Here is a 20466-nt window from a genome sequence, read left to right as displayed (position 1 = left end):
TTCCTGTTATTTAGGTTTCCGAATTGATTCCACATGTAAATAATCCATCTGCGCCTTCTTGATTTCAAGAGACATGCCGTATTCCTTCATAAAATCTAGGAGTTCATCAAAGGTTATTTCCTTCCTTTCAAAAAAAGATCTTGGCACTTGAAATTGAATGTTCTTTTGGGGTGGAAATTCAGAATCGTCCGTAATTGTAGTGTAATCCAGGTCCCGATCGTTTACCAGACCCATTAAATGACTGATCAATTTATTCCATTTTGAAATCGTGTAATCCCTATACAGAAGGTTACCGTCATGTTCCAAGCTTTGGGCTATCGGTAGTGGTTTGGAAAACACCTTTTCAAGTTGTTCTAGGCTTACCAAAGCAATTTGCCTGGGATAGGTCTTTAACGGACTTTTTCGGATACTTGTTTGCCAGCCCAGTTCAGATAGCAGGTATTTCTGCAGACTGGATCTCAGCAGGTTTCCAACAGCAGAATCAGGTGTGGATTTTGGAACTCTGAAGTCCATGCTAACCCAACTTTCCATTTCCCAAACCCTCACTTTCAGGTCTTGTTGATAGTTTGCATCCTCAGAATAAGTTGGTCTGGAGGTTTGAAGAAGCCTTTGCGACAAGGAATCCAGATCAAACGTAATAGCCCCTTTATACTCAAAAAAATAAGGCGAAATCTGGCTTTGAAAGCAGCGATATAGTAAGTGACCTATGGGAACATTGACCATATGGATAAAAATGCTATCCTTGGTTTCTGTTCTTTCTAGATCGAGCGTTTCAAAATCCGGAATATATCCAGTTATTGTCAAATGCTCATCACGATATTTTACTTTGGTTTCGATATCTTTATTGTAAAGTAGAGGAACGCTGAAATCTGGAATTTTTACGCGATCTAATTCGAGCAGGTTCACTTTTTTATTTTCCAAAACCCTGTTGATATTGTCAGCTGTTGCATAACTGATCATAGGCATGGAATGTACTTTGGAGTCCTTAATCCAGACCATATGTGGAATTCCTTGATGAGGAAAATAAGCCCCCAGGTCAATGTCGCTATGGACAGATCGATGGTCCCAGCCAAACCGGTCGATGATAATTTTTATTTCCTCCGGTTTTTGGTAATTTACCGGAAGAACCAAAACTTTGGAGGTGTCTAGGACCGACCTGATTTCATGGAGGTGTTTTAAGGAACCAAGACAGCTTGGACACCAGGTCGCCCAAAAGTCCAAGATGATCAGTTTTGACCGATGATCCTTCAATTGAATCTGGGATAAATTCCCTTTTTTTAGATCTATCGTGTTTAATTTCAATTCATAGAATTCCTCTGGGATCTGATCTCCAACATATAAAGATTTACTGGATGGTTTTTGAAATGGGCTACCCGATTGAGCCTGTATTGAAAAACTGATTAACAAGAATAGGATTGACAAGAACGTCGTTCGGAAGGTGCTCCAATAGCTAATACCATCAAATTTTGATTGTATAGATTCAAGATACCAGAGCATTGGTATTATTAGCAATTTTGGTTTTGTAAGGGTTTTCATAATTTATGACAATTTGTTTTAAATGGTTTATTTAAGAAGTGATGTAAACAAGTCTTTCTTTTTAATCTGGCACAGCTTGATTCGTGACGTAAACTAAGTCCTGAGACGCAGGCATTTATTCATTATCCTGCGTCTTTCCAGGACTACTAAACAACAATTTTTACAGTGCACCTTTTTTCAGGCACTTCTCTCCCAGCCCAAAAAAGTGTTTGTTTTTTTTTAGGCTAAATGAATTCTTAAAAAAGATAATACTTCAAAAAAATTTAAATAATCTTTTAGAAATTTCTTACCACACGATTATTAAATGAAAGAATAAAAAAATTAGACTGGCGATTTGATAAGGTTTTTTAAGAATTGTTTTTTCATAACTCACTGTTTTAGTTTATAAAGTGAGTCTCAAATGAAAGGAACCTATAGTGGGTTACTGCCAACCGTACAGCAGGCTTCCGACGGCCAAACAGAACGGAATTACAGCAGTAACCCAAGAACTATAGTGAATACCGAAGGTACACAAAATATTCTTGGGCATTACACTACCGTCTCGTCTGTTTGCAGTTTGTCGGAATTTGCTGTCGAGACTCTTTTTAGTCTAATGCACTTACACCAAATAATGGTGTGATGATACAAATATAAATAAAAGGACATAAATGTCCTAACAATTTTTAACTTATTTTTTGACATTAGTAAACAATGTCGGAAAAAATTAGAGATATAAATTTTTTAAAGCAATTTGGGAAAAATCTTAAATCCATAAGGGAATCGAAAGAAATGTCTCAGGAGCAATTTGCTTCTTACTGTAATATCGATACGAGACAGTTGGGGAGAATAGAGAGAGGTGAATCCAACTCAACAATTCTAACAATAAAAAAATTAGCAGATAAACTTAATCTTCCAATTAGCTATTTTTTTGAATTCTAGCAGAAATCAATCACGAAAATATTCATTTCTAGATCCAATCAAAAAAAATAATTAAAAGTAGGGTATGCCCAACTTCGGCTTGCTCACTTGACTCATCCTGGAATAAGTTTACACATTTCTGTTAAAATTTAATCATTGTCCTGAAATAGCTTTACAGCTTCTTCTCTGTCCTGAAATGTGTTTACAATACTACTTTTTTTTTGATAATAATTCCTCCAAAGTTGTTCGGTTTTTAATTTTTCTGCGTGAACCGTGGGAGGACACAGATTCCCTAGGCTCATATGTGGGCGTTCTTCGTTATAGAGCATGATCACAAAGTCAAGGACTTCCTTACCGTCCTTCAGGTTATCTACCTGATAGCTGCAGAGATATTCGTTCTTTATGATGCCGTTTACCCGTTCAGCGATGGCATTGTCCCTGGGATCGCTGGTCTGTGTCATGCTGACCTGAATATCATTTTCCTCCAATACCCTGAGGTACTCATTGCTACAGTATTGCAGTCCCCGGTCCGAGTGGTGGTATAATGTCCCTGTTCGTTCTGCGTTTTCGATTGCCATTTTTAATGCCTTTACCGTTTCGATCGAAAGAAGGTTTTCGGCAACATTATAGCCCACGATCTTTCTAGAATAGGCATCCGTGATAAAACTGATGTAGAGAAAGCCCTTCTTGATCCTCCAATAGGTTATATCGCTTACCCATAACTGGTTAGGCCTGCCGACCACCATTCCCTTGATCATATTGGGAAATTTTCTGTAAAGGTGAAACAAATCAGTTGTGGAAATTCTTCGCTTATAGCGCTTGATCAGCAATTTTTCCCTGCCCAGTAATTCAAAGAGTGCATCACGTCCCATCTTTATGCTATGCTCAATTAAGAACGGCTGCAATAGCTCATAGACCTTTCGGGTTCCCATGTGCCTATGGTCCTTCCGTAGGTTCATAACCTCCCTGATCACCAAACTATGCTCCACGCTCAAGGTTTCCTGCTGCCACCAATATTGATAATAGGCCTGTCTGGTCGTACCAAGTATTCGGCAGATTCGGGAAAGCCCTATCCGTGAATAACTGCCATTGATCTCTTGGATTACTTGGTACTTGACTTTTTTCGGATATCGATGCGCAATTCCTTTTCTGCCATTTCGATCATTCGGCGATAATACTCTTCCCTGATCTTCGATTCCTCCAATTCGCGCTTAAGACGTAAGATTTCAGACTTTTCATCGATATCCTCTACCGTGTCTTTGATGGGTTTCTTTTTGTTCGGCTTATTTTCCATAAAAAATGTCAAGGGTTTCTTATCCACTTGCTCATCAAGATAGCCAAGTTGTCGCATAAATTTCAAGATCTGTCCCTTTTCTACACTCTCTCCGGTAAAATCATACCAGATCTGCTGCTTGGAATGACTGCCCTCAAGATACGCATTGATGATCTCGTGCTTCTGTTTGACACCGAAATAGCGACTTGGTCGTTGCTTGGATTTGAATCTCTTTTCTTCCATGTTTTGTCCTTTTTAGGTGTAAACCTATTCCAGGATAAGACAACTTGCTCACTTGCTCACTTGCTCACTTGCTCACTTGCTCACTTGCTCATATTCAAATTGCACTAGAAAATAGTGGATTTTATACGAGAGATTTATTGGTTTATAAAAGAAATTCTGGAATACCTAGAGGATTAAATCTAGAAAAAAAACTTGAGAAGTTAGGAGTTGAAAATGCTAGTGACTGGAATGGATGGCATAATGCTTTAAGAAATGAATGGGAAGTTATTGTTTTGGTACAGAAGCCATTAATAAATAATTATTGGGAAACAATTTAAGAAACTAATGTTGGACTTTTTAAAACTATTAATAATGATGGTTCATTCCAATCAAATATTTTAGAAAACCTTTCCCAAAAGAAAAAGATGAAAAGTATGAACATTGTACAGTTAAACCTTTAGTTCTTATGAAAAAGTTAGTTGATATGCTTGTACCACCACATAAAGACAATATTATTTTAGATCCTTTTGCAGGTAGTGGAACGACATTAGTTGCTGCACAAGAATTAGGTTTTGACTATATAGGAATTGAAATTGAAGAAAATTATATTCCAATAATAGAAGATAGATTGATTAAATCTAAACAAAATCAGTTAAATAATCCGGAGCTTTTCTAACACTTGCATATAACGGATCGGGCGCTTGGCGCACCTGCTGGAGCATTGCTCCAAGCGCGTGTTAGAGGACAGTCCCGAAGGGCTGTACTCAGGCAAGCTCCCGATCCGTTGAGTGGGAAGCCCGGAGGGATTTCCACTCAACGGGCCGCGTATTGGCGATAGTGGCGGATTAGAAAGCCAAAACTTTCAATTTTGCACTAAGCTAAGCAACAGCCTTTTATTATTTTCTAAATTTATAAAAAAAGGAAATATAAGCATTAGGCATATCGGATCGGGCGCTTGGCGCACGTTCTGGAGCATTACTCCAAGCGCGTGTTAGAGGACAGTCCCGAAGGGCTGTACTCAGGCAAGCGCCCGATCCGTTATAGGCAGTATTATATTAGATTTAGAATATTAATAAGATTTTCATTCATTTTTTGAACTTCTTCGTTTGAAACACTTGAAGGTTTATGTACAAGTTTATTTCTGAATTTTCTTAAATGATCAATTTCTGAATAGAGATAACTTCTATCAGGTTCGTATTTTAGTAAGACATAAATTGCTTGACTCAAAGTGTGTGTATCTCTAATATGAATTTTTGCCTTATTAATTATTTTATGTTCGAACTCTGTCCAAATTTTAATAAAGTTTCCTATGTTACTTGAATTTAACTCTGTTTCTACTTCGACTTGAATTTCCTTACAGATTGCTTGAATTGTATCGTTTGGTGGATACAATGCTGATTCAGGTATTTTATTAAAATCATTTCCCCAAAAATTATCATTATTAGGAATTTCATATTTTGCGATTAATCTATTATTTAAATCTAATTCAGATTTATTGGAATAATCATTAACAACATCATCAGTCCCGATTAAATAGCCTTCTTGAAAATAAGGCCTTAAAGCTTGTGGTGGAGAAATACTTAATAGCCTTATATTTATTAAATCGTGTTCAGAATTTATAGATATTCTATTAGTAAAATAGGGTAAACCAAAAACATATATAAAAGCGTTTTCCTTGTCGTTATTCAGTTGAGCAAAGGAACAAGCTACTCTCAAAGATTGTGTAACATCTATGAATGGGGTTTCTGTTACTTCATAATGTTGTAATATGCTCCATTGAATATATTTTTTTCTTTCTATTTCAGTAATGCCATTGATTTTACTTTTTCTCAATAAGTCGACTAGAATTTTCGAGGCTGAATTTAATTTTTCAAAACGGAAATCTAGTTCACTTTGAGTTAAATAATCGCTTCTATATATTGTTGGATAAAAAGTTGAATTATTATTTGTGTTTCTATAATCGTTTTTTTGACCTCTAAAAAACAATAAGTAATCTTTATTTAGATATGATAGATTTGCTATTTGTTCGACAAGTTGTCTAAAAGTTGAAACTTTATAACCATCGTCTTTTCCGACTGTTTTCGATGTTGTATGTTTTAATAATTCGGGAGTTAATTTTCCTGTAATATTTCTCATTGACGGGCGTGGTTTAAATATTGCTTATAACGTTTGGCGGCTTGGCGTAGTGGCGGATTTTTAGCACAAAAGTTCAATCGAAGAACTGCACTTGAACCTACCACAAAACTGTCATACGAAGCACTGAACCCGCCATTACGCCAAACCGCTGTACCGGCTGAGCTTATTTTGTTAGTTCAGTATAGGCTCCATAAAACAGTCCAAAAATTCTTCTGTCACTCCTTTAAGTTTTCGTCTTTGGCAAAGTGCGTATAGTTCTTCAACTGCTGAATATGTAAAATATTTCGTGTCCAAGTCTCTAAATTGTGGTTTGTTCGCTTCCTTAATTACTTTGTCTCTGTCTTCATCAGGTGCAACGATTACATATCTTGTCGGGAATGGTGGAAATTTATCTTTGAAGTTTTTCATTCTGCTTAGTCCACTTGTAACACCTGTTGAATGTTCGACTTCCATAACTGCTGGCATTAGTTTTCCATTCTTGAACCAAATGCAGTCAATCAGCAATGCTGCTTGAATTGCATCATCATAAGCAGTCATAAGTTTTTCGTCTTTCAATGAAGCAATAACACCATCAAATTCTCCAATTCTTTTGTTTTGATACAAAATGCCTTTGTCGTTTTGAGCAATCCAAGTTCTAAAGTTTAGTTGCTTCCCGATAAAATAAAGTGCTATTTGGATTTGAGCGTGCCGTCTTTGTACATCAAGGTCAATTTCTTTTCGCTCAAAATTGTCAGGTAATACAAGAGAATCGTAAAAAGCGTCTAATGCCGGAATTTCTGAAATTACTATGTCTGTTTCAATTTTAGAAAGAACACCTACCTTATGTGGTGCATCCGGTTTCCAAAGGAGGTGTTTATGTCCGTGTTTAATTGCGGAATGTCCGCCTTTGTTTTCTATTCTACCCGGATAGCAAAAATAAAATTCAGGTGTGTGTGCTAAAAGTGCTTCAAAAACACTCCTTGTATTGTAGCTTGCTCCTAAAATTCTGTCAATATTGATAGGTTGATTAGGATTAAAAGCATTTGCTACTCTCCAAATCAATTCACTTGAAATACTCTCAACTTTTTGATTTGCTTCAGTTTCTCCGGCAGAAGGATTCCACCTTTTAATTCTTATCGGACCTTCAGGCAAGTCAACTCCTTCAATTCTTATCACGCCTTTTGTTTTCGGGTTAACGTAATTGTAAACCTGTTTTTTGTCTAACTGGTTTATGTAAGCTACAAGGTTACTTGCTGATAATTTCCGCATATTTTAATTCTTTTGATTTAACTTTTTCAATAAAATCGTTTATCGTTTCTGCAAGTCCTTTTGCAGCAAGATAAGGAACGCCATTGCCAATTGTCTTAAACATATTTGATAATGAAATATGCTCTGGTATTATAAAATTCTTTGGTAAAGATTGTATAGATAATGCTTCGGCAGCAGAAATTCTTCTTGGTTTGTAAGGGTGCAAATGAACTTCATTATTTCCGTAAGCTGCTGTTGGTGAGTATCTCCATCGGTGAAGCCTTTTGTATGACTTTTTTAAGTCGTCACCTTCTTGGATTGATAAAAATTTTGAAAGTCCGGCTCTTGGCTGAAAGTAATGTTCAGCATTTGGGTGATTTTCCACATCATTTTTATCAAACCAATGCTGAACAGTTAGCTTTTTGTCAATCCCTTTTGGGATTGCTCTTTGTTGGTTGTTTAAAAATGGTTCTTGTTTTGGCCAATTTTTAGATAGAATTTCTTTTGCTTTGTAAATTGTTTTAGCGTTCCAATCAAAAGATTTCAAAATTGGTGAGCCGTTTAGCTCCAATCCTAAATCAGTCAAGACATTTCGTTTGAAGCCAATTAGGATTATTCTTTCTCGGTCTTGTGGTGCTCCAAATTCAATTGCATTTATTAACTTCTCTGTTAAGTAGTAGCCACTTGAAATAAGTTTAAGTTTTACTTCATCAAAAAAGGCTCTGTGTTTTTTCGTTCTGTAAAGTCCTTTCACGTTTTCAAATAGGAAAAAGTCCGGCTGGTTTCTTACTATTAATTCTATGTAAGTACCTGATAATTTTCCGTTTTCGCCTTCAACGCCTTTGTTTTTTCCACCAACTGAAAAGTCAGGACAAGGCGGACCACCTATGAAGCCAACTAAGTCAAAGTTCTTTTTTGATTTTTGTATGTTTTCTTTAAGAGTCTTAGCTTTTTCATTTTCAAGAAATGCACAAATGTCATCTGTGCTGTGTCCGAATATTGGCTCTTTTATCTTAAGTCCTTTTCTTGAAGCCTTGTAAACTTCCATAAAAGGCTCGTGGTATTCGTTGACAAAAACAGTCTCAAAGCCTTGAGTTGTCTCAAAACCCAAGTCAAGGAAACCTGCTCCTGCGAAAAAGGAAAAGATTCCAATTTTTGTTTCTGTTTTTTCTTTGTCTGTCATAAGGCAAATTTACAATTTATATACTGTCTTTTGTTTGTTTGCAGTGTCTTTTTAGCTTTGCCGGTAACGGATCGGGCTTTGCGTTCGGGCGGGTTTCGGAGCACAAAACTGTCAACCAGCACTAAACTTGAATAGAAGCACAAAGCTCCAAGTTTGCACGTCACCCCGCCTGACGCAAAACCCGTGTTATGTGCTGTTATTCTCACTTCACAAAGTCTTTAAGTTTTTGCTTAATAATCTCAGTGTCGTGTTTAATATCTCTGATTATGCGTTTTTGGCTGTTATGATTAAAGTCTGAATATGATAGTTCGATAAGTATAATGCCGTTTTGAGGTAAAACTTGTCTTCTCCTTTCATCATATATTTTTCTTTGGTCTCCTCGATGAACACCACTTATTGTCAATTTATTTGGTTTATCAAAATGTGCTACGCTCTCTGTATGTTGTCTTTCACAATACTCAATAACTAATTTAAGCTTTTCGTAGTAACTGTCCACTGGTAATTTACGCGGTTTGCCATTTTTACCAAGATCACCGAGTAAAAAGTCAAACTTATGTTGTCTTTCAGAAGTTAAACCTAAAACTTTGTCGCAAATGTCTAACACATAATATTCGTCTTTGTCTAAAGTTATTCGTTTGGGTGTCGAACTTGGATTTTTTTTCGTGTTGGTCTGTTTAATTATCCCCTGTCCAACAAGCGAAACGGTTGCTCCATCACGTTGGAATAAATTCGCATATTTTCTTGTCCTGCCGTGGATTTGAAAGTCAGTAATTTTCGTCCCGTCTTCTTTTTTATACCACCCATTTATATTCAACTCGTCAGCGATTTGTTGAGTTGTCATTGGTCGTCCGGTTTGCTTTAAAAGTTTCTCTATTGCTAAATGTAAAGTCATATTATTCGGTCTTACGGTGTCGCACTATAATGGCACATAACGGATCGGGCGCTTGCCTGAGTACAGTCCCGAAGGGCTGTACTCAGGCAAGCGCCCGATCCGTTGAGTGGGAAGCCCGGAGGGATTTCCACTCAACGGGCCGAGTATTGGCGATAGTGGCGGATTAGAAAGCCCTAACTTTCAATTTTGCACTAAGCTAAGCAACAGCCTTTTATTGTTTTCTAAATTTATGAAAAAAGGAAATATAAAAGGCTGTTGCGACAAAAAAAGGAGAAACTTTCAATTTCTCCCTTAAGCCGCCATTTCGCCAATACGATGTTAGGAGCTTTTTACTTTAGGACCATAATTCGCAAAATCTTTCGCTCTGAAAAATTTACGTATACTCGTATGAGCAGAACTATATTCAGCATTATCTAAAATGTTTACGAGAACTGGCATATCGTCATTTTCCACATATAAAGAAGATAGTTTTGCAATCCAATATTTTTTTGTTTTTACTTCTAAATTATCGTCTTTTAATATTTTGTCAATAACAATTGAAATGGGAAGTTCTTCATTAAACAAATCTGTTAAATCTGTGTTATAATCTTCGCTTAAACCATTTAGGCCATTTTTTTCGTAAATACTTTGTAATTTATCCCAATTCTCAACTATTAATTCTTGTTCTGATAAAATTTGTTGTATAAATATTGAATTAGAATCTAAAAATTCATCTTTCTCGATCGCCTCAATTCCTTTTATTACATTGTTAATATTATTTTTTAATGATTCGTTACCAAGTTTAGAAGCTTTTTTTAAACAAGATTTTAATTGTCCCAAGTCATCTGTATATCTTATCAAAAACCAAAATGGTGGAGTCGTATTATTCTTGGAAACATCAAGAGACGCTACAATAAATGGCCAAGATTGATGTGCTGTGAATTTACTTTTAGGTTGTAAAATATTTAATTCAATAAATCCTACTGCAAAAGCTGTATAAATTGAAGATTTAGGGGGTAAGTCTAGTTGTTTTGAATTAAGTCTTCCATTTGCTGTTGCAATATCAGCATAAAATTGATCTTTAATTTGGGTGAATTCTGATTTTAAAAAATGTGCCGTAATTGGAATTGCACCTTCGACATCTCTTCCTACAATTTTTACATTAAGTTGGCTAGATGTATCCGTAACTTTATTTAAGGCTACAGGATTAGCTTTTTCTAAAGCATCAATAAGATAAACTATATCATTCTTTTTGGGTGAAATTTTAATACTTTCAAATTTATCTAACCAATCTGGTAAGTTTTTAGGAATCTCCGGTAATATTAAAAATAATGAAGTTATTAGACTTTTTTGATCTTGAATATTTGTTGCTTCATTTAATTTATTATATAAATCATCTATTAAAATATTTTTATCTATTCTTATTCCTACTAATTCTGGAACTTTAGTTAAATAAGGACGAATGTTATCTGATTGAGCTAGTAAGTTGTAAAACTCTGTTACGTCTTGAAATAGTGACGCGACTATTTCATATTTAAGTCCATAACCGTTATGTAGCCCATTTGCTCTACTCGTAATTATTAATTGAAAACGATTTGTAAGATTTAATAAATTTGCGTTATGTGTTTTAGGATCTGAAATACCATTTAATAAAAATAAAATATTTGAAGAAGACTGTTTTAATAAATTCCTAAAATCATATAGAATTTCAGCAGCTGTTTTGTAACGACCTGTTTTAAAATCCTTATATATACTTTTTTTACCTAACGCTTGGATTAAAATTGAACTCATCATTAGTTCAATTGATGATCCTATCAGACCAACTTCAGCGGAATACCTAACTTGTTCAATTTTTAATTGATCTCTTCTAAATACGCAAATTCCAAATTGGGCTAAACCCAAAGTCTCAATACTTGCTTCAATTAATCTTATTGTATCGTTCTTTAATAGTCTTGGCATAGTTTTCTTTGTAAATTGCGCCCGATCCGTTGAGTGGGAAGCCCGGAGGGATTTCCACTCAACGTTTTCGGGCTTTGCGTTCGGGCGGGTTTCGAAGCACAAAACTGTCAACCAGCACTGAACTTGAATAGAAGCACAAAGCTCCAAGTTTGCACGTCAGCCCGCCTGACGCAAAACTCGTGTTAGCTGTAGTCCTTCTCATCTCAACAAGGTCTTTAAGTTGTCAACCGAGGTTTTTACTGTCTTGTCGAGCATCAAGTTTGATGATTTGCCTTTGTATTCTTCCGTTATATATTTTATTAAGTCGTTTACAGGAGGTGATGTAATGCTTGGTTTAACTATTTCTATGAGTTCTTTAAACTTTCGTTCGCATAATGAAAATTGCAGTCGGCTCGAAATTTTTGAATCTGTAAAAGATAGAGCAGCAATGTTCGCTTGGTGTGAGTCAAGACTGGAAAGAATCTCTGTATATATTTCATTAGCCGAAACAGCAACACCATTACCATTTGTCAAAAATGTTTCAACAATAGCCATCACAAATTTCTTTTCTACTGACTTTGGGATTTTCATTGGTTGACCGATTATTCGTAACAGTTGGCGAGCAAAGGCAGGTTCATTATAAAAATTGTTGAAACCCCTGTGTGCAGAAAGAAGGTTGTCGATTGTGTTGTCTATTTCAATTGCTCTCAGGTCGTCAGGTATATAACTCTCTGCATTGACAATTTGCAGAAATTGTCGAGATAGTTTTTTCTCGTCCTGACTATTATTGGCTGTAAAATGTGCATACTTTAAACCAAATGATTGTTTTACGTCTTCATCTACACGCCCCCAAATTTCAGGTAGTAATAAGTTAATATTTTGATGTGTTTGACTTGTGGTCTCTGGTCTAACATATATTCCAAAAAATCCAGATGCCAAATTGTTTATCTGCTCCTGAGTTAAGCTAGTTGAGAATACTGCAATTTCTTGTGCATCACTTGCAGATATAGTTGTGGTCTTGACACCTTGAAGAAGTTGCTTAATTCTAATTGTAACATTTGAAATGGGTAATGTTATAACTTCTTTTATACAGGTTTCAAGCCAAGAAACTAATTGAAGTCCTGTTATTTCACTATTGTTCGGATGAGCAGCACTCGCCCAATTTCGCATATAGTTTATGTATTCAAGATGTTTAAATCCTAAGTCAGAAATTAAACCTATTTCTTTAGCCCCTTTAATCAGGTCATAATCATCAACTTTATCTAAATCGCTTTCATCCTTTAGTCTTTTTCTTCTCTCACCAGTTACTGCATTGTCATAGAAGAACTCAATGTCATATTGGGAAACACGTTTTCTAATTTGCAAAATTGTTTCGTCCCATAGGTAATTTAGTGAAGCGTCAAAAAGTCCAGAAGCTGTGCTTGCAATGAATTTTGATAGATAAAGTGATTGTTGCTTTTCGTCTTGCGTTATTTGGTTAAGAACTGTATCAAGATTCTTAAATACATTCACTCTCTCCGGGATGTCAACAAACACACCCTTAGTCGGTAAGTTATGTAAATTCAAAACCTGTTTCAATCCAGTTTCAAATTCATTCAACTGAATTAAACCGTTGTTGGCTTGTTGATTCTGTGGTAAATTGTCATTCATTGTCGTTGTTGTTTAGGATTACAGCTAACGGATCGGGCGCTTGCTTGAGTACAGCCCTTCGGGACTGTCCTCTAACACGCGCTTGGAGCAATGCTCCAGCACGTGCGCCAAGCGCCCGATCCGTTGAGTGGGAAGCCCGGAGGGATTTCCACTCAACATATTCTTTAGCGAAGCTAATATACAAAATATTTGGTCAATCCGTCTCTATAGAACCACTTCGCCTTACAGATCCAAAGACGATATAACAGACTATATTTTAATATGTTGACACAACATTAAATACCGTAAAGCGAAACAATTGATATGAATAAATCGTTATCTCTATATGGATAACGAAACTATACTGAAAACATTTGAAAAAAAGCTGACTACGCAAAGATATGCTAACAATACAGTTAAAGCATATAAAGATTATGTCCGTTTATTTCTCAAATATGTTGATAATTATCCCTCTTTAGAATCTATACCAATTACTATTATAGAATCCTTTATAAATGAAAAAGTTCAAAAAGAAAAAATCAGTATTTCCTATCAAAAAGGTTTAGTTGGAGCTATTAAGAAAATTTATGAATTGATACTGAATGAAAAAATTAAACTTGATTACTTATAACCTAAAAGACATTTAAACAAACTGCCAAAATTCTTTTCCAAAGAAGAGATCAGACTACTATTAGATAATACGGAAAACATTAAACATAAGGCCATATTAACAACTATATATAGCTGCGGACTACGCCTTAGTGAGTTACTAAACCTCAAAATAAAAGATATCCGATCATCTGATACGATTATCCGTATTTACCAAAGCAAGAGCAACAAAGACCGCATTTTGCCATTACCAGATAAGTTGCTAGATATTTTACGGGAATACTATCTAATTTATAATCCTACCGACTATCTTTTTGAAGGAGAAAAAGGGAATCGATATAGCGAAAGAAGTGTTCAGCTAATTTTGAAAAAATCATTATCAATGGCTAAGATCAAAACTGAAGGTACAGTCCATATGTTACGGCATTCGTATGCTACACATTTAATTCAGTCTGGTATTGATATAAGAATTGTTCAGGAATTACTAGGTCATGAGAATATCAAGACTACCATGATCTACACACATATCACAGATATTGATAAGAAAAAGACCCCAAGCCCACTAGATTTTTTATAATTTCTAAGATAAACACTATATGAGACTACCCTAATCTAGACTTACCTATCTTAATATTAAGTTAAAAAATAAGTGATTTTTGTCCGAAATAAGTCCGAAAATAGAAAAAGTCACTGATTATCAGTGGCTTTTGTCGGGGTGGCAGGAAGATTCCATTCCTCCGCAAATGTCTATCAATCAATTGGTTGAAAACACTTTCGAAGAACCGCTCACCTTTTTGCTCACATATAGTTTGCTTGGTGATTACTACAAATATCACCATTTTATATGGAACTGTACAGAAGAAAACAATTATTTTTTAAGAATCGTGTAATAGTAAAGATTCCATGCATCGGAATTAGCTTCAACAATATCTAACAAGCCATCATTGTTTAAATCCCCAATTTCCACATGATAAGTATCGTCCTTTAAATCCTCTCGAAGATTTTGTATTTCGAAAGTGCCATGTACCTTTCCGATGAAAACTCGATTTACAGATTCAACATTCCCTTCAACGATATCCATAATACCATCTTGGTTCAAATCACCCACTGCAATTGAACTTGTTGTTGTCGAATCTCCAAACTCATCAAAATTATCGTATTTCAAGTTTTTATCTCCGTAATAGATTCGGTTTGCAGCACCTAAATAGCCTACTATCACATCCAAAAAACCATCTTTGTTAATATCGGCAACAGCTATGGAACGGCATTCTATTTCTTCATTACCAAAGTCTTTAACATTATTAAAAACTTGCTGACCATTATTTATAAAGATTTTATTCTTACCACCTCGTTCCGCTGTAACCAAATCAACATATCCATCCATGTTAAAATCTACGGCAACAGTCTGTATAGTCTCTGATTCTTCAACTCCAAAATAAACACATTCAGTAAATGAAGCTTCCCTGTCATTTATCCATATTTCATTTTGAGCTTTCCTATTCGATACAACTAAATCAAGATGACCATCTTTATTAATATCAATTATTTCTACATGCCTCGATGGAGATGCCTTTCCAAATTCGTGATACTTCTCAAATGACATTGTGGAATCCCCGAAATAAATTCTATTTGGAGTTTTTCAAATCTCCTGCTTTGATACAATACGATGCTAGAAGCAATCTATCTAATGGTCTCCCAGACTTAAAATTACCACTCCCGTCGTTAAAAAAGACATAGCTCTGTTCTGCCCAATGCCTCCCATTTGCAACCAATGCATCAAGGTCACCATCATTGTCAATGTCTGCTAACGTAACCCATGCTGTTCTGTTTGATTGCGTACCGATAGATAATGCTCCATCTCTATTTACGAAATCAATCTTTTGACAAAAACCACAATAATACGTAAGGATTAAAATATTCAGTAAGAGTAACTTTTTCATATTTACACAAAATTAGTTCCCAAACTTACTGAAAAAAGTATTTTTATATGTATTCTAATACTCTGCTCAATACCATTAATGGATATTTTAAGAGATTATTATTTGGTTTATAAACCTACAAACTACCTTTTTGAAGGAGAAAAAGGAAATCGATACATTGAACGTAGTTTGCAACTTGTATTGAAAAAATCATTACCTAATGCAAAAATAAAAGCCGAAGGCACAGTACATACATTACGTCATTGTTGGGAGTATTGCCAAATTTATATTAGAGGGTAAAAAAGAAATCACTTACTGGATTGACAGCAAATATTGGGGCATGGGGATAGCAACAGAAGCACTCTCGGCATTTCTGGAAATGATGACCGAAAGACCCATTTTTGGACGTGTGGCTTTTGACAATTTCGGTTCTCAAAAGGTATTGGAGAAATGTGGTTTTATCATAGTTGGAAAAGACAAAGGCTTCGCAAATGCCAGACAAGAAGACATAGTGGAATTTATTTATGAATTAAACTAAGAAAAGATGAAAAGGAAATTAATCATGCGGAATATCATGAATTTGGATGGTTATTTCGAAGGAACTAAGGAATGGGATTTATCTTTCCATGAAAATATTTGGGGACCCGAGACCCGAAACTGAGGAACTTAGCTTACAACAATTACCAGCGGATTTTCCGGTCTTAGGACGCAAGACTTATGAAGGTATGGCAGCGTATTGGAAAAATGAAAAGGTTCAATTGCAGATTTAATAAACAGTATTCCAAAAATTGTTGTATCCAGAACTTTAAAATCAGTCGATTGGAATAATACAACCTTAATCCAGAGTAATATTTCCAATGAAATCAAAAGATTAAAAGAAGAAGGGGGCAAGGATATGTATGTCTTTGGGAGTGCCAATCTTTCAGAAATATTGATGGATGAAAATTTATTCGATGAATATAGGATCGGGATATCTCTAGTTATACTCGGCAATGGAAATCCTTTGTTCAAAAAAGATTTCAAGTCTTATGTCTTAAATCTATCTTCAGCCAATGTCTTAAAATATGGCGGGTTATTTTAACCTATACCCCGAAATCGGAGAATTAAAGAATTTCTCAATTCGACTTTTCAACAAAAGACTTAAACCTTTCCAAAACAGATTGGCAGAACTCCCTCTGCAAATTTAAATCAGTTTTTTCTTCAGGTTCAAACTCTTCGGTTAAGAAAACTTTTCCTTGACTCTCTTCAAAAGTAATTGTTGAGATCCTTTTGTCTTCCTGAAGGGTGATAATTTTTGAATATGGAATCACTTGGGTGTATTCTCCTTTGTAATCAAATCCTTCAGTACCATTCAGATTTTCCATCCGGAAGTGAAATTTCCCTCCAGTTACCACATTATTCTCCACAAATGGGCAATGCCAATCAGGAAATGGGACATTCCATATTTTTACATTTTCTTCTAAAGTCCAAGCATCCCAAACTTTTTCCAAAGTAGAATTAACAATCACCGATACTATAATTTTATTTTTCATAGGCTTATTTTATCCATCAAAATTAAGGGATGATGAATAGAATATAATTGTCCTATGACAAGAAAATGGAAAACTAATGATTTCTAAAATTGTCCAATAAAGTGCTTGATTACCCAAGGATAGGCTATAATGGTAAAGACTAAGCCTGTCAATGCACCGAATAAATGGGCATCATGGTTTATGCCATCGTTAGAATTTTTAGAAGCCCAGATACAATATGCCAGATAGACAAATGCGAAGATATAAGCTGGCATAGGGATAATCATAAAAATTCCCAGCATCATCTTAGGGTTGAACAGGATATAACTGAACAAAACGGCACTAATGGCCCCCGAAGCTCCTAAGCTATGGTAATGATAATTATTCTTTTGTTGAATAACAGTTGGGATATCACTCAAAATCAGGGATACGATATACAGCAGGGCGAACAGCAAATGTCCCATTGAACCGCTGATCTCCACAAATATCTGCTCAAGACCGAAACCGAAGTAATAAAAGGTGATCATATTAAAGATCAAGTGCATCCAGTCTTTATGGATCAGCCCACTAGTAAGCATGAGGTACCATCTGCTTTTATCACGATATACAGTATATGGATGGAGCATCCATTTGCCATATAACTCAGGTTTAGAAAATACATAGATACTCAAACCGATGGTCAAAGCAAAAATAATACTGGCAACAGGTGTAGCGGTAAGATAATATTGGATCATTTTAAAAACGGTCTTCTAACAAGAATAAGTATAGTTGTTTTGGTCCATGTGCCCCCAACACCAATCTCTTTTCGATATCGGCTGTTCTACTTGGACCTGTTATAGTTGTTATCATGGTAGGTAGATCATCCCCATAGCGTTCTTTGATCTGAGCCATGGCATGTTTGACATCCATGACCAGCTGTGACGCTCTGGCAATTACGATATGTACCGGAGGATAGACACTTAATCGTCGTCCTGATTCAGAGGCATTTGAAACCATAATGCTGCCATTTCTGGCTATCAAAGCTTCGCAACCCGTAATACTGGCTTCAATTTCCTCCAGAGCTTGTTGGGATTTACGATATGGAAAACCAAATTGATCCATCATTTGTTGAATGGGTTTTTCCCAAATGTAGATCTTACTGATATTTATTTTTTCCACAAGAATAATCAGGTTTTCTATCAGATTGATCTCTCCATCGCAGTATATAAAGTTACCGGACATCTGAGTAAACTCTCTAGCAAAAGTGACATCCAAAGAATCCTCCTCATCTTTATACAGCTGATTTTCTTCAAACATAGGATGTGGATTCTCCTTCTTTTGAAGCAATGCTTGCCGAATCTTTTTCAGCATCTTTTCCTTTGCCGTGGTATTCCTGATATTCATATCATAAAAACAGACAGGACTCCGGGTCCTGTCTGCTAAAATATTCTAATTATTCTGAATCTAATTTCTTCTGCTCCTCAGGGTTTGCCTGTACATCTTCCCTATCGGTAGATGGTACTGGAAGATCCGTTTGTGGAACCCCACCTCCATCTGCTCCACCATTTACAAACTCATCGTAAGTCGTTTTGTTGGTGAAAGGACGCTTACCCAAGATTTCCTCCAAATCCGTTTGGAACAAAATCTCTTTTTCCAATAGTTTCTCAGCAATCTTGATCAAACCGTCTTGTTTTTCTAACAACAAGTTTTTGGTTCTCTCGTATACTTCAGATATCAATACCCTTACTTCATCATCAATCAACTCTGCAGTCTGATCTGAATATGGTTTTTGGAATTGACTATTTCCTGAACTATCTCTAAAGGATACATTACCTACTTTATGGTTCATACCATATACAGCAGTCATGGCATATGCCAATTTAGTAATACGTTCCAGGTCATTTTGTGCCCCTGTACTGATTCTACCAAAAGTGATATCTTCAGCTACACGGCCACCCATGGTCATACACATACTGTCTATCAATTGTTCAGTTGTGTACAAGAATTGCTCTTTAGGCAAATACTGCGCATAACCCAATGCTGCAACACCACGTGGAACGATCGATACTTTTACCAAAGGGTCAGCATGTTCCAAGAACCAGCCAGCAATTGCATGTCCTGCTTCATGGTAAGCAACAATTTTCTTCTCCTCAGGGGAGATAATTTTATTTTTCTTCTCCAGACCTCCGATGACACGGTCGATAGCATCTTGGAAATCCTGCATTTCAATTGCTTTTTTGTTTTTACGAGCAGCGATCAAAGCTGCCTCGTTACATACGTTTGCAATTTCAGCACCAGCAAATCCTGGAGTTTGAGCGGATAATTTCTTTGCATCTACCTCTTCGGCAAGTTTCAAAGGCTTTAAGTGAACGTTAAAGATATGCTCACGTCCGATCAAGTCAGGTTTATCGATAGAGATTTGTCTGTCGAAACGTCCTGGACGCAATAATGCGGTATCCAAAACATCCAAACGGTTGGTTGCTGCTAGGATAATAACCCCAACGTTAGTACCAAAACCGTCCATTTCCACCAATAACTGGTTTAATGTATTTTCACGCTCATCATTTCCACCCATGATTGAGTTTTTACCACGGGCACGCCCGATAGCATCGATCTCATCAATGAAAATAATACATGGCGCTTTCTCTTTGGCTTGTTTAAACAAGTCACGAACACGAGAGGCACCCACTCCGACGAACATTTCTACAAAATCAGAACCTGATAATGAAAAGAAAGGAACTTGCGCTTCACCGGCAACCGCTTTTGCCAATAATGTTTTACCAGTTCCCGGAGGGCCTACCAATAAGGCTCCTTTTGGAATCTTTCCTCCCAGGTCAGTGTATTTTTTAGGATTTTTCAAGAAGTCCACGATTTCCATGACCTCCTGTTTAGCCTCTTCGAGGCCAGCAACATCATTAAATGTGATGTTGATTTGCGATTCTTTGTCGAACAATTGTGCTTTAGATTTTCCAATATTGAAAATCGCGCCACCGCCTCCACCTGCACCACCATTCATGCGGCGCATTAAGAATATCCAGATTACCACAATGATCAACAAAGGCAACATAAACGAAATAAACCATCCCGCATATGGGTTTGATCTATCTTCGTAGGTCACTCCAATCCTAGGTTGTCCAACTGCCATACTGTCTTGTGAAGCCTTTAACTTCTGTTCTAAAATCTCAGCAGACGGCTCAGTAAAGTTGAACTGAGGACCTGTGGCATTAGAAAAAGACAGATTGTTGGGACTCTTAGAAATATCTTTGTATTTCTCTTGGTCTAATCTATCGCTCTTAATATATACTTCGACATCGATCAGGTCATTGCTTTTATAGGCAACCAGCTTTTCAACATCGCCAGGAATAAGACTGTTTTGTTCAAACTCTTTATAGGTAATCTTTTTAGATGATTCGCCACTAAATAAGTATTGAAGCCCAAAAAACCCCACTATCATCGCAATCCAAAGCCAGATCATATTAAATTTCGGTGGCATTGGCGTAATCTTCTTACTCGGAACTTTCTTCATTTATAACTCT

At 36.1% G+C, this 20466-nt stretch carries 25 protein-coding genes; 9 read left to right on the top strand and 16 right to left on the bottom strand.

What is annotated here, in order from left to right; genetic code table 11:
• Positions 1-6: 6 nt before the first annotated feature.
• Positions 7-1536 carry a TlpA disulfide reductase family protein gene (locus CRT24_RS01105; RefSeq protein WP_099369408.1) on the bottom strand — a complete coding sequence of 510 codons (1530 nt, stop codon included), beginning with the start codon at positions 1534-1536 and terminating at the stop codon, positions 7-9.
• A 690-nt stretch (positions 1537-2226) separates the two neighbouring features.
• Between CRT24_RS01105 and CRT24_RS21355 the strand changes: the two genes are divergently transcribed.
• A complete protein-coding gene (locus CRT24_RS21355; RefSeq protein ID WP_099369407.1) occupies positions 2227-2454 on the top strand; it encodes a helix-turn-helix transcriptional regulator in 228 nt (75 codons plus the stop codon).
• 128 nt (positions 2455-2582) lie between these two features.
• Here CRT24_RS21355 and CRT24_RS01095 read toward each other — a convergent pair whose 3' ends face one another.
• Complete coding sequence (locus CRT24_RS01095; protein ID WP_257213927.1) at positions 2583-3506, bottom strand: IS3 family transposase; 924 nt, start codon at positions 3504-3506, stop codon at positions 2583-2585.
• A 29-nt stretch (positions 3507-3535) separates the two neighbouring features.
• Positions 3536-3949: a hypothetical protein gene (locus tag CRT24_RS01090; RefSeq protein WP_099369405.1), complete on the bottom strand. Its 414-nt coding sequence runs from the start codon at positions 3947-3949 to the stop codon at positions 3536-3538.
• 44 nt (positions 3950-3993) lie between these two features.
• On the opposite strand from CRT24_RS01090, the gene CRT24_RS21000 reads away from it, so the two are divergent.
• Both CRT24_RS21000 and CRT24_RS20995 read left to right on the top strand, forming a co-directional pair.
• Entirely contained in the window at positions 3994-4266 is a 273-nt protein-coding gene (locus CRT24_RS21000; RefSeq protein WP_218962550.1) for a hypothetical protein, read from the top strand.
• Positions 4267-4310: 44 nt separating this feature from the next.
• Positions 4311-4604 carry a site-specific DNA-methyltransferase gene (locus tag CRT24_RS20995; protein ID WP_218962558.1) on the top strand — a complete coding sequence of 98 codons (294 nt, stop codon included), beginning with the start codon at positions 4311-4313 and terminating at the stop codon, positions 4602-4604.
• A 374-nt stretch (positions 4605-4978) separates the two neighbouring features.
• Here CRT24_RS20995 and CRT24_RS01080 read toward each other — a convergent pair whose 3' ends face one another.
• The 7 genes from CRT24_RS01080 to CRT24_RS20985 all read right to left on the bottom strand — a co-directional run bounded on the left by CRT24_RS01080 (position 4979) and on the right by CRT24_RS20985 (position 13117).
• Positions 4979-6064, bottom strand: coding sequence for an FRG domain-containing protein (locus tag CRT24_RS01080; RefSeq protein ID WP_099369404.1), 1086 nt, complete (start codon positions 6062-6064; stop codon positions 4979-4981).
• 171 nt (positions 6065-6235) lie between these two features.
• On the bottom strand, positions 6236-7312 hold the full coding sequence (locus tag CRT24_RS01075; protein ID WP_099369403.1) for a restriction endonuclease: 1077 nt from the start codon (positions 7310-7312) through the stop codon (positions 6236-6238).
• The gene (locus CRT24_RS01070) at positions 7290-8474 is read right to left on the bottom strand and encodes a DNA cytosine methyltransferase (protein ID WP_099369402.1); all 1185 of its coding nucleotides are present in this window, start codon (positions 8472-8474) and stop codon (positions 7290-7292) included. Before CRT24_RS01070 ends, CRT24_RS01075 begins: the two co-directional genes overlap by 23 nt.
• A gap of 202 nt (positions 8475-8676) precedes the next feature.
• A complete protein-coding gene (locus tag CRT24_RS20990) occupies positions 8677-9366 on the bottom strand; it encodes a winged helix-turn-helix domain-containing protein (protein ID WP_218962549.1) in 690 nt (229 codons plus the stop codon).
• Positions 9367-9684: 318 nt separating this feature from the next.
• Positions 9685-11304 carry a hypothetical protein gene (locus CRT24_RS01055; protein WP_099369401.1) on the bottom strand — a complete coding sequence of 540 codons (1620 nt, stop codon included), beginning with the start codon at positions 11302-11304 and terminating at the stop codon, positions 9685-9687.
• Between the two features lie 198 nt (positions 11305-11502).
• Positions 11503-12933, bottom strand: a complete 1431-nt coding sequence (locus tag CRT24_RS01050) for a hypothetical protein (RefSeq protein WP_099369400.1) — start codon at positions 12931-12933, stop codon at positions 11503-11505.
• Positions 12926-13117 carry a hypothetical protein gene (locus CRT24_RS20985; RefSeq protein ID WP_218962548.1) on the bottom strand — a complete coding sequence of 64 codons (192 nt, stop codon included), beginning with the start codon at positions 13115-13117 and terminating at the stop codon, positions 12926-12928. The genes CRT24_RS01050 and CRT24_RS20985 overlap by 8 nt, the downstream gene beginning before the upstream one ends.
• A 141-nt stretch (positions 13118-13258) precedes the next feature.
• Between CRT24_RS20985 and CRT24_RS21130 the strand changes: the two genes are divergently transcribed.
• The gene (locus CRT24_RS21130; RefSeq protein WP_257213906.1) at positions 13259-13543 is read left to right on the top strand and encodes a phage integrase N-terminal SAM-like domain-containing protein; all 285 of its coding nucleotides are present in this window, start codon (positions 13259-13261) and stop codon (positions 13541-13543) included.
• 21 nt (positions 13544-13564) lie between these two features.
• Positions 13565-14098, top strand: coding sequence for a tyrosine-type recombinase/integrase (locus tag CRT24_RS21125; protein ID WP_257213924.1), 534 nt, complete (start codon positions 13565-13567; stop codon positions 14096-14098).
• Between the two features lie 291 nt (positions 14099-14389).
• Here the strand turns inward: CRT24_RS21125 and CRT24_RS01040 are convergent, their stop codons facing one another.
• Both CRT24_RS01040 and CRT24_RS01035 read right to left on the bottom strand, forming a co-directional pair.
• On the bottom strand, positions 14390-15124 hold the full coding sequence (locus tag CRT24_RS01040) for a VCBS repeat-containing protein (RefSeq protein WP_099369399.1): 735 nt from the start codon (positions 15122-15124) through the stop codon (positions 14390-14392).
• A 22-nt stretch (positions 15125-15146) separates the two neighbouring features.
• Complete coding sequence (locus CRT24_RS01035; RefSeq protein ID WP_099369398.1) at positions 15147-15461, bottom strand: VCBS repeat-containing protein; 315 nt, start codon at positions 15459-15461, stop codon at positions 15147-15149.
• A gap of 78 nt (positions 15462-15539) precedes the next feature.
• Between CRT24_RS01035 and CRT24_RS01030 the strand changes: the two genes are divergently transcribed.
• The 4 genes from CRT24_RS01030 to CRT24_RS21350 are packed head-to-tail and all read left to right on the top strand — an operon-like array spanning position 15540 to position 16521.
• Positions 15540-15740, top strand: a complete 201-nt coding sequence (locus CRT24_RS01030; protein WP_180269031.1) for a hypothetical protein — start codon at positions 15540-15542, stop codon at positions 15738-15740.
• On the top strand, positions 15691-15978 hold the full coding sequence (locus CRT24_RS01025) for a GNAT family N-acetyltransferase (protein WP_099369397.1): 288 nt from the start codon (positions 15691-15693) through the stop codon (positions 15976-15978). The genes CRT24_RS01030 and CRT24_RS01025 overlap by 50 nt, the downstream gene beginning before the upstream one ends.
• 46 nt (positions 15979-16024) lie before the next feature.
• A complete protein-coding gene (locus CRT24_RS20750) occupies positions 16025-16210 on the top strand; it encodes a hypothetical protein (protein WP_099369396.1) in 186 nt (61 codons plus the stop codon).
• Positions 16198-16521 (top strand): dihydrofolate reductase family protein, encoded by a 324-nt coding sequence (locus CRT24_RS21350; RefSeq protein WP_099369395.1) that lies wholly within the window; start codon positions 16198-16200, stop codon positions 16519-16521. Before CRT24_RS20750 ends, CRT24_RS21350 begins: the two co-directional genes overlap by 13 nt.
• A gap of 34 nt (positions 16522-16555) precedes the next feature.
• Here the strand turns inward: CRT24_RS21350 and CRT24_RS01010 are convergent, their stop codons facing one another.
• The 4 genes from CRT24_RS01010 to ftsH all read right to left on the bottom strand — a co-directional run bounded on the left by CRT24_RS01010 (position 16556) and on the right by ftsH (position 20456).
• Positions 16556-16972: an SRPBCC domain-containing protein gene (locus CRT24_RS01010; protein ID WP_099369394.1), complete on the bottom strand. Its 417-nt coding sequence runs from the start codon at positions 16970-16972 to the stop codon at positions 16556-16558.
• 83 nt (positions 16973-17055) lie between these two features.
• Positions 17056-17685: a rhomboid family intramembrane serine protease gene (locus tag CRT24_RS01005; protein WP_099369393.1), complete on the bottom strand. Its 630-nt coding sequence runs from the start codon at positions 17683-17685 to the stop codon at positions 17056-17058.
• Between the two features lies 1 nt (position 17686).
• On the bottom strand, positions 17687-18334 hold the full coding sequence (locus CRT24_RS01000) for an LUD domain-containing protein (protein WP_099369392.1): 648 nt from the start codon (positions 18332-18334) through the stop codon (positions 17687-17689).
• A gap of 49 nt (positions 18335-18383) precedes the next feature.
• Positions 18384-20456, bottom strand: a complete 2073-nt coding sequence (gene ftsH, locus CRT24_RS00995; protein ID WP_099369391.1) for an ATP-dependent zinc metalloprotease FtsH — start codon at positions 20454-20456, stop codon at positions 18384-18386.
• Positions 20457-20466 lie beyond the last annotated feature (10 nt).

It is taken from the genome of Sphingobacterium sp. 1.A.5 (assembly GCF_002734235.1).
Taxonomy (GTDB): Bacteria; Bacteroidota; Bacteroidia; order Sphingobacteriales; family Sphingobacteriaceae; genus Sphingobacterium; species Sphingobacterium daejeonense.
Note: the sequence above shows the minus strand (reverse complement) of the source record. Positions and strands in the feature narration are given on the sequence as shown.

Coding starts and splice junctions, on each gene's coding strand:
- CRT24_RS01105 (WP_099369408.1), bottom strand. CDS start 1,536: ATGAAAACCCTTACAAAACCAAAATTGCTAATAATACCAATGCTCTGG.
- CRT24_RS21355 (WP_099369407.1), top strand. CDS start 2,227: ATGTCGGAAAAAATTAGAGATATAAATTTTTTAAAGCAATTTGGGAAA.
- CRT24_RS01090 (WP_099369405.1), bottom strand. CDS start 3,949: ATGGAAGAAAAGAGATTCAAATCCAAGCAACGACCAAGTCGCTATTTC.
- CRT24_RS01080 (WP_099369404.1), bottom strand. CDS start 6,064: ATGAGAAATATTACAGGAAAATTAACTCCCGAATTATTAAAACATACA.
- CRT24_RS01075 (WP_099369403.1), bottom strand. CDS start 7,312: ATGCGGAAATTATCAGCAAGTAACCTTGTAGCTTACATAAACCAGTTA.
- CRT24_RS01070 (WP_099369402.1), bottom strand. CDS start 8,474: ATGACAGACAAAGAAAAAACAGAAACAAAAATTGGAATCTTTTCCTTT.
- CRT24_RS20990 (WP_218962549.1), bottom strand. CDS start 9,366: ATGACTTTACATTTAGCAATAGAGAAACTTTTAAAGCAAACCGGACGA.
- CRT24_RS01055 (WP_099369401.1), bottom strand. CDS start 11,304: ATGCCAAGACTATTAAAGAACGATACAATAAGATTAATTGAAGCAAGT.
- CRT24_RS01050 (WP_099369400.1), bottom strand. CDS start 12,933: ATGAATGACAATTTACCACAGAATCAACAAGCCAACAACGGTTTAATT.
- CRT24_RS21130 (WP_257213906.1), top strand. CDS start 13,259: ATGGATAACGAAACTATACTGAAAACATTTGAAAAAAAGCTGACTACG.
- CRT24_RS01040 (WP_099369399.1), bottom strand. CDS start 15,124: ATGTCATTTGAGAAGTATCACGAATTTGGAAAGGCATCTCCATCGAGG.
- CRT24_RS01035 (WP_099369398.1), bottom strand. CDS start 15,461: ATGAAAAAGTTACTCTTACTGAATATTTTAATCCTTACGTATTATTGT.
- CRT24_RS01030 (WP_180269031.1), top strand. CDS start 15,540: ATGGATATTTTAAGAGATTATTATTTGGTTTATAAACCTACAAACTAC.
- CRT24_RS20750 (WP_099369396.1), top strand. CDS start 16,025: ATGGTTATTTCGAAGGAACTAAGGAATGGGATTTATCTTTCCATGAAA.
- CRT24_RS01010 (WP_099369394.1), bottom strand. CDS start 16,972: ATGAAAAATAAAATTATAGTATCGGTGATTGTTAATTCTACTTTGGAA.
- CRT24_RS01005 (WP_099369393.1), bottom strand. CDS start 17,685: ATGATCCAATATTATCTTACCGCTACACCTGTTGCCAGTATTATTTTT.
- CRT24_RS01000 (WP_099369392.1), bottom strand. CDS start 18,334: ATGAATATCAGGAATACCACGGCAAAGGAAAAGATGCTGAAAAAGATT.
- ftsH (WP_099369391.1), bottom strand. CDS start 20,456: ATGAAGAAAGTTCCGAGTAAGAAGATTACGCCAATGCCACCGAAATTT.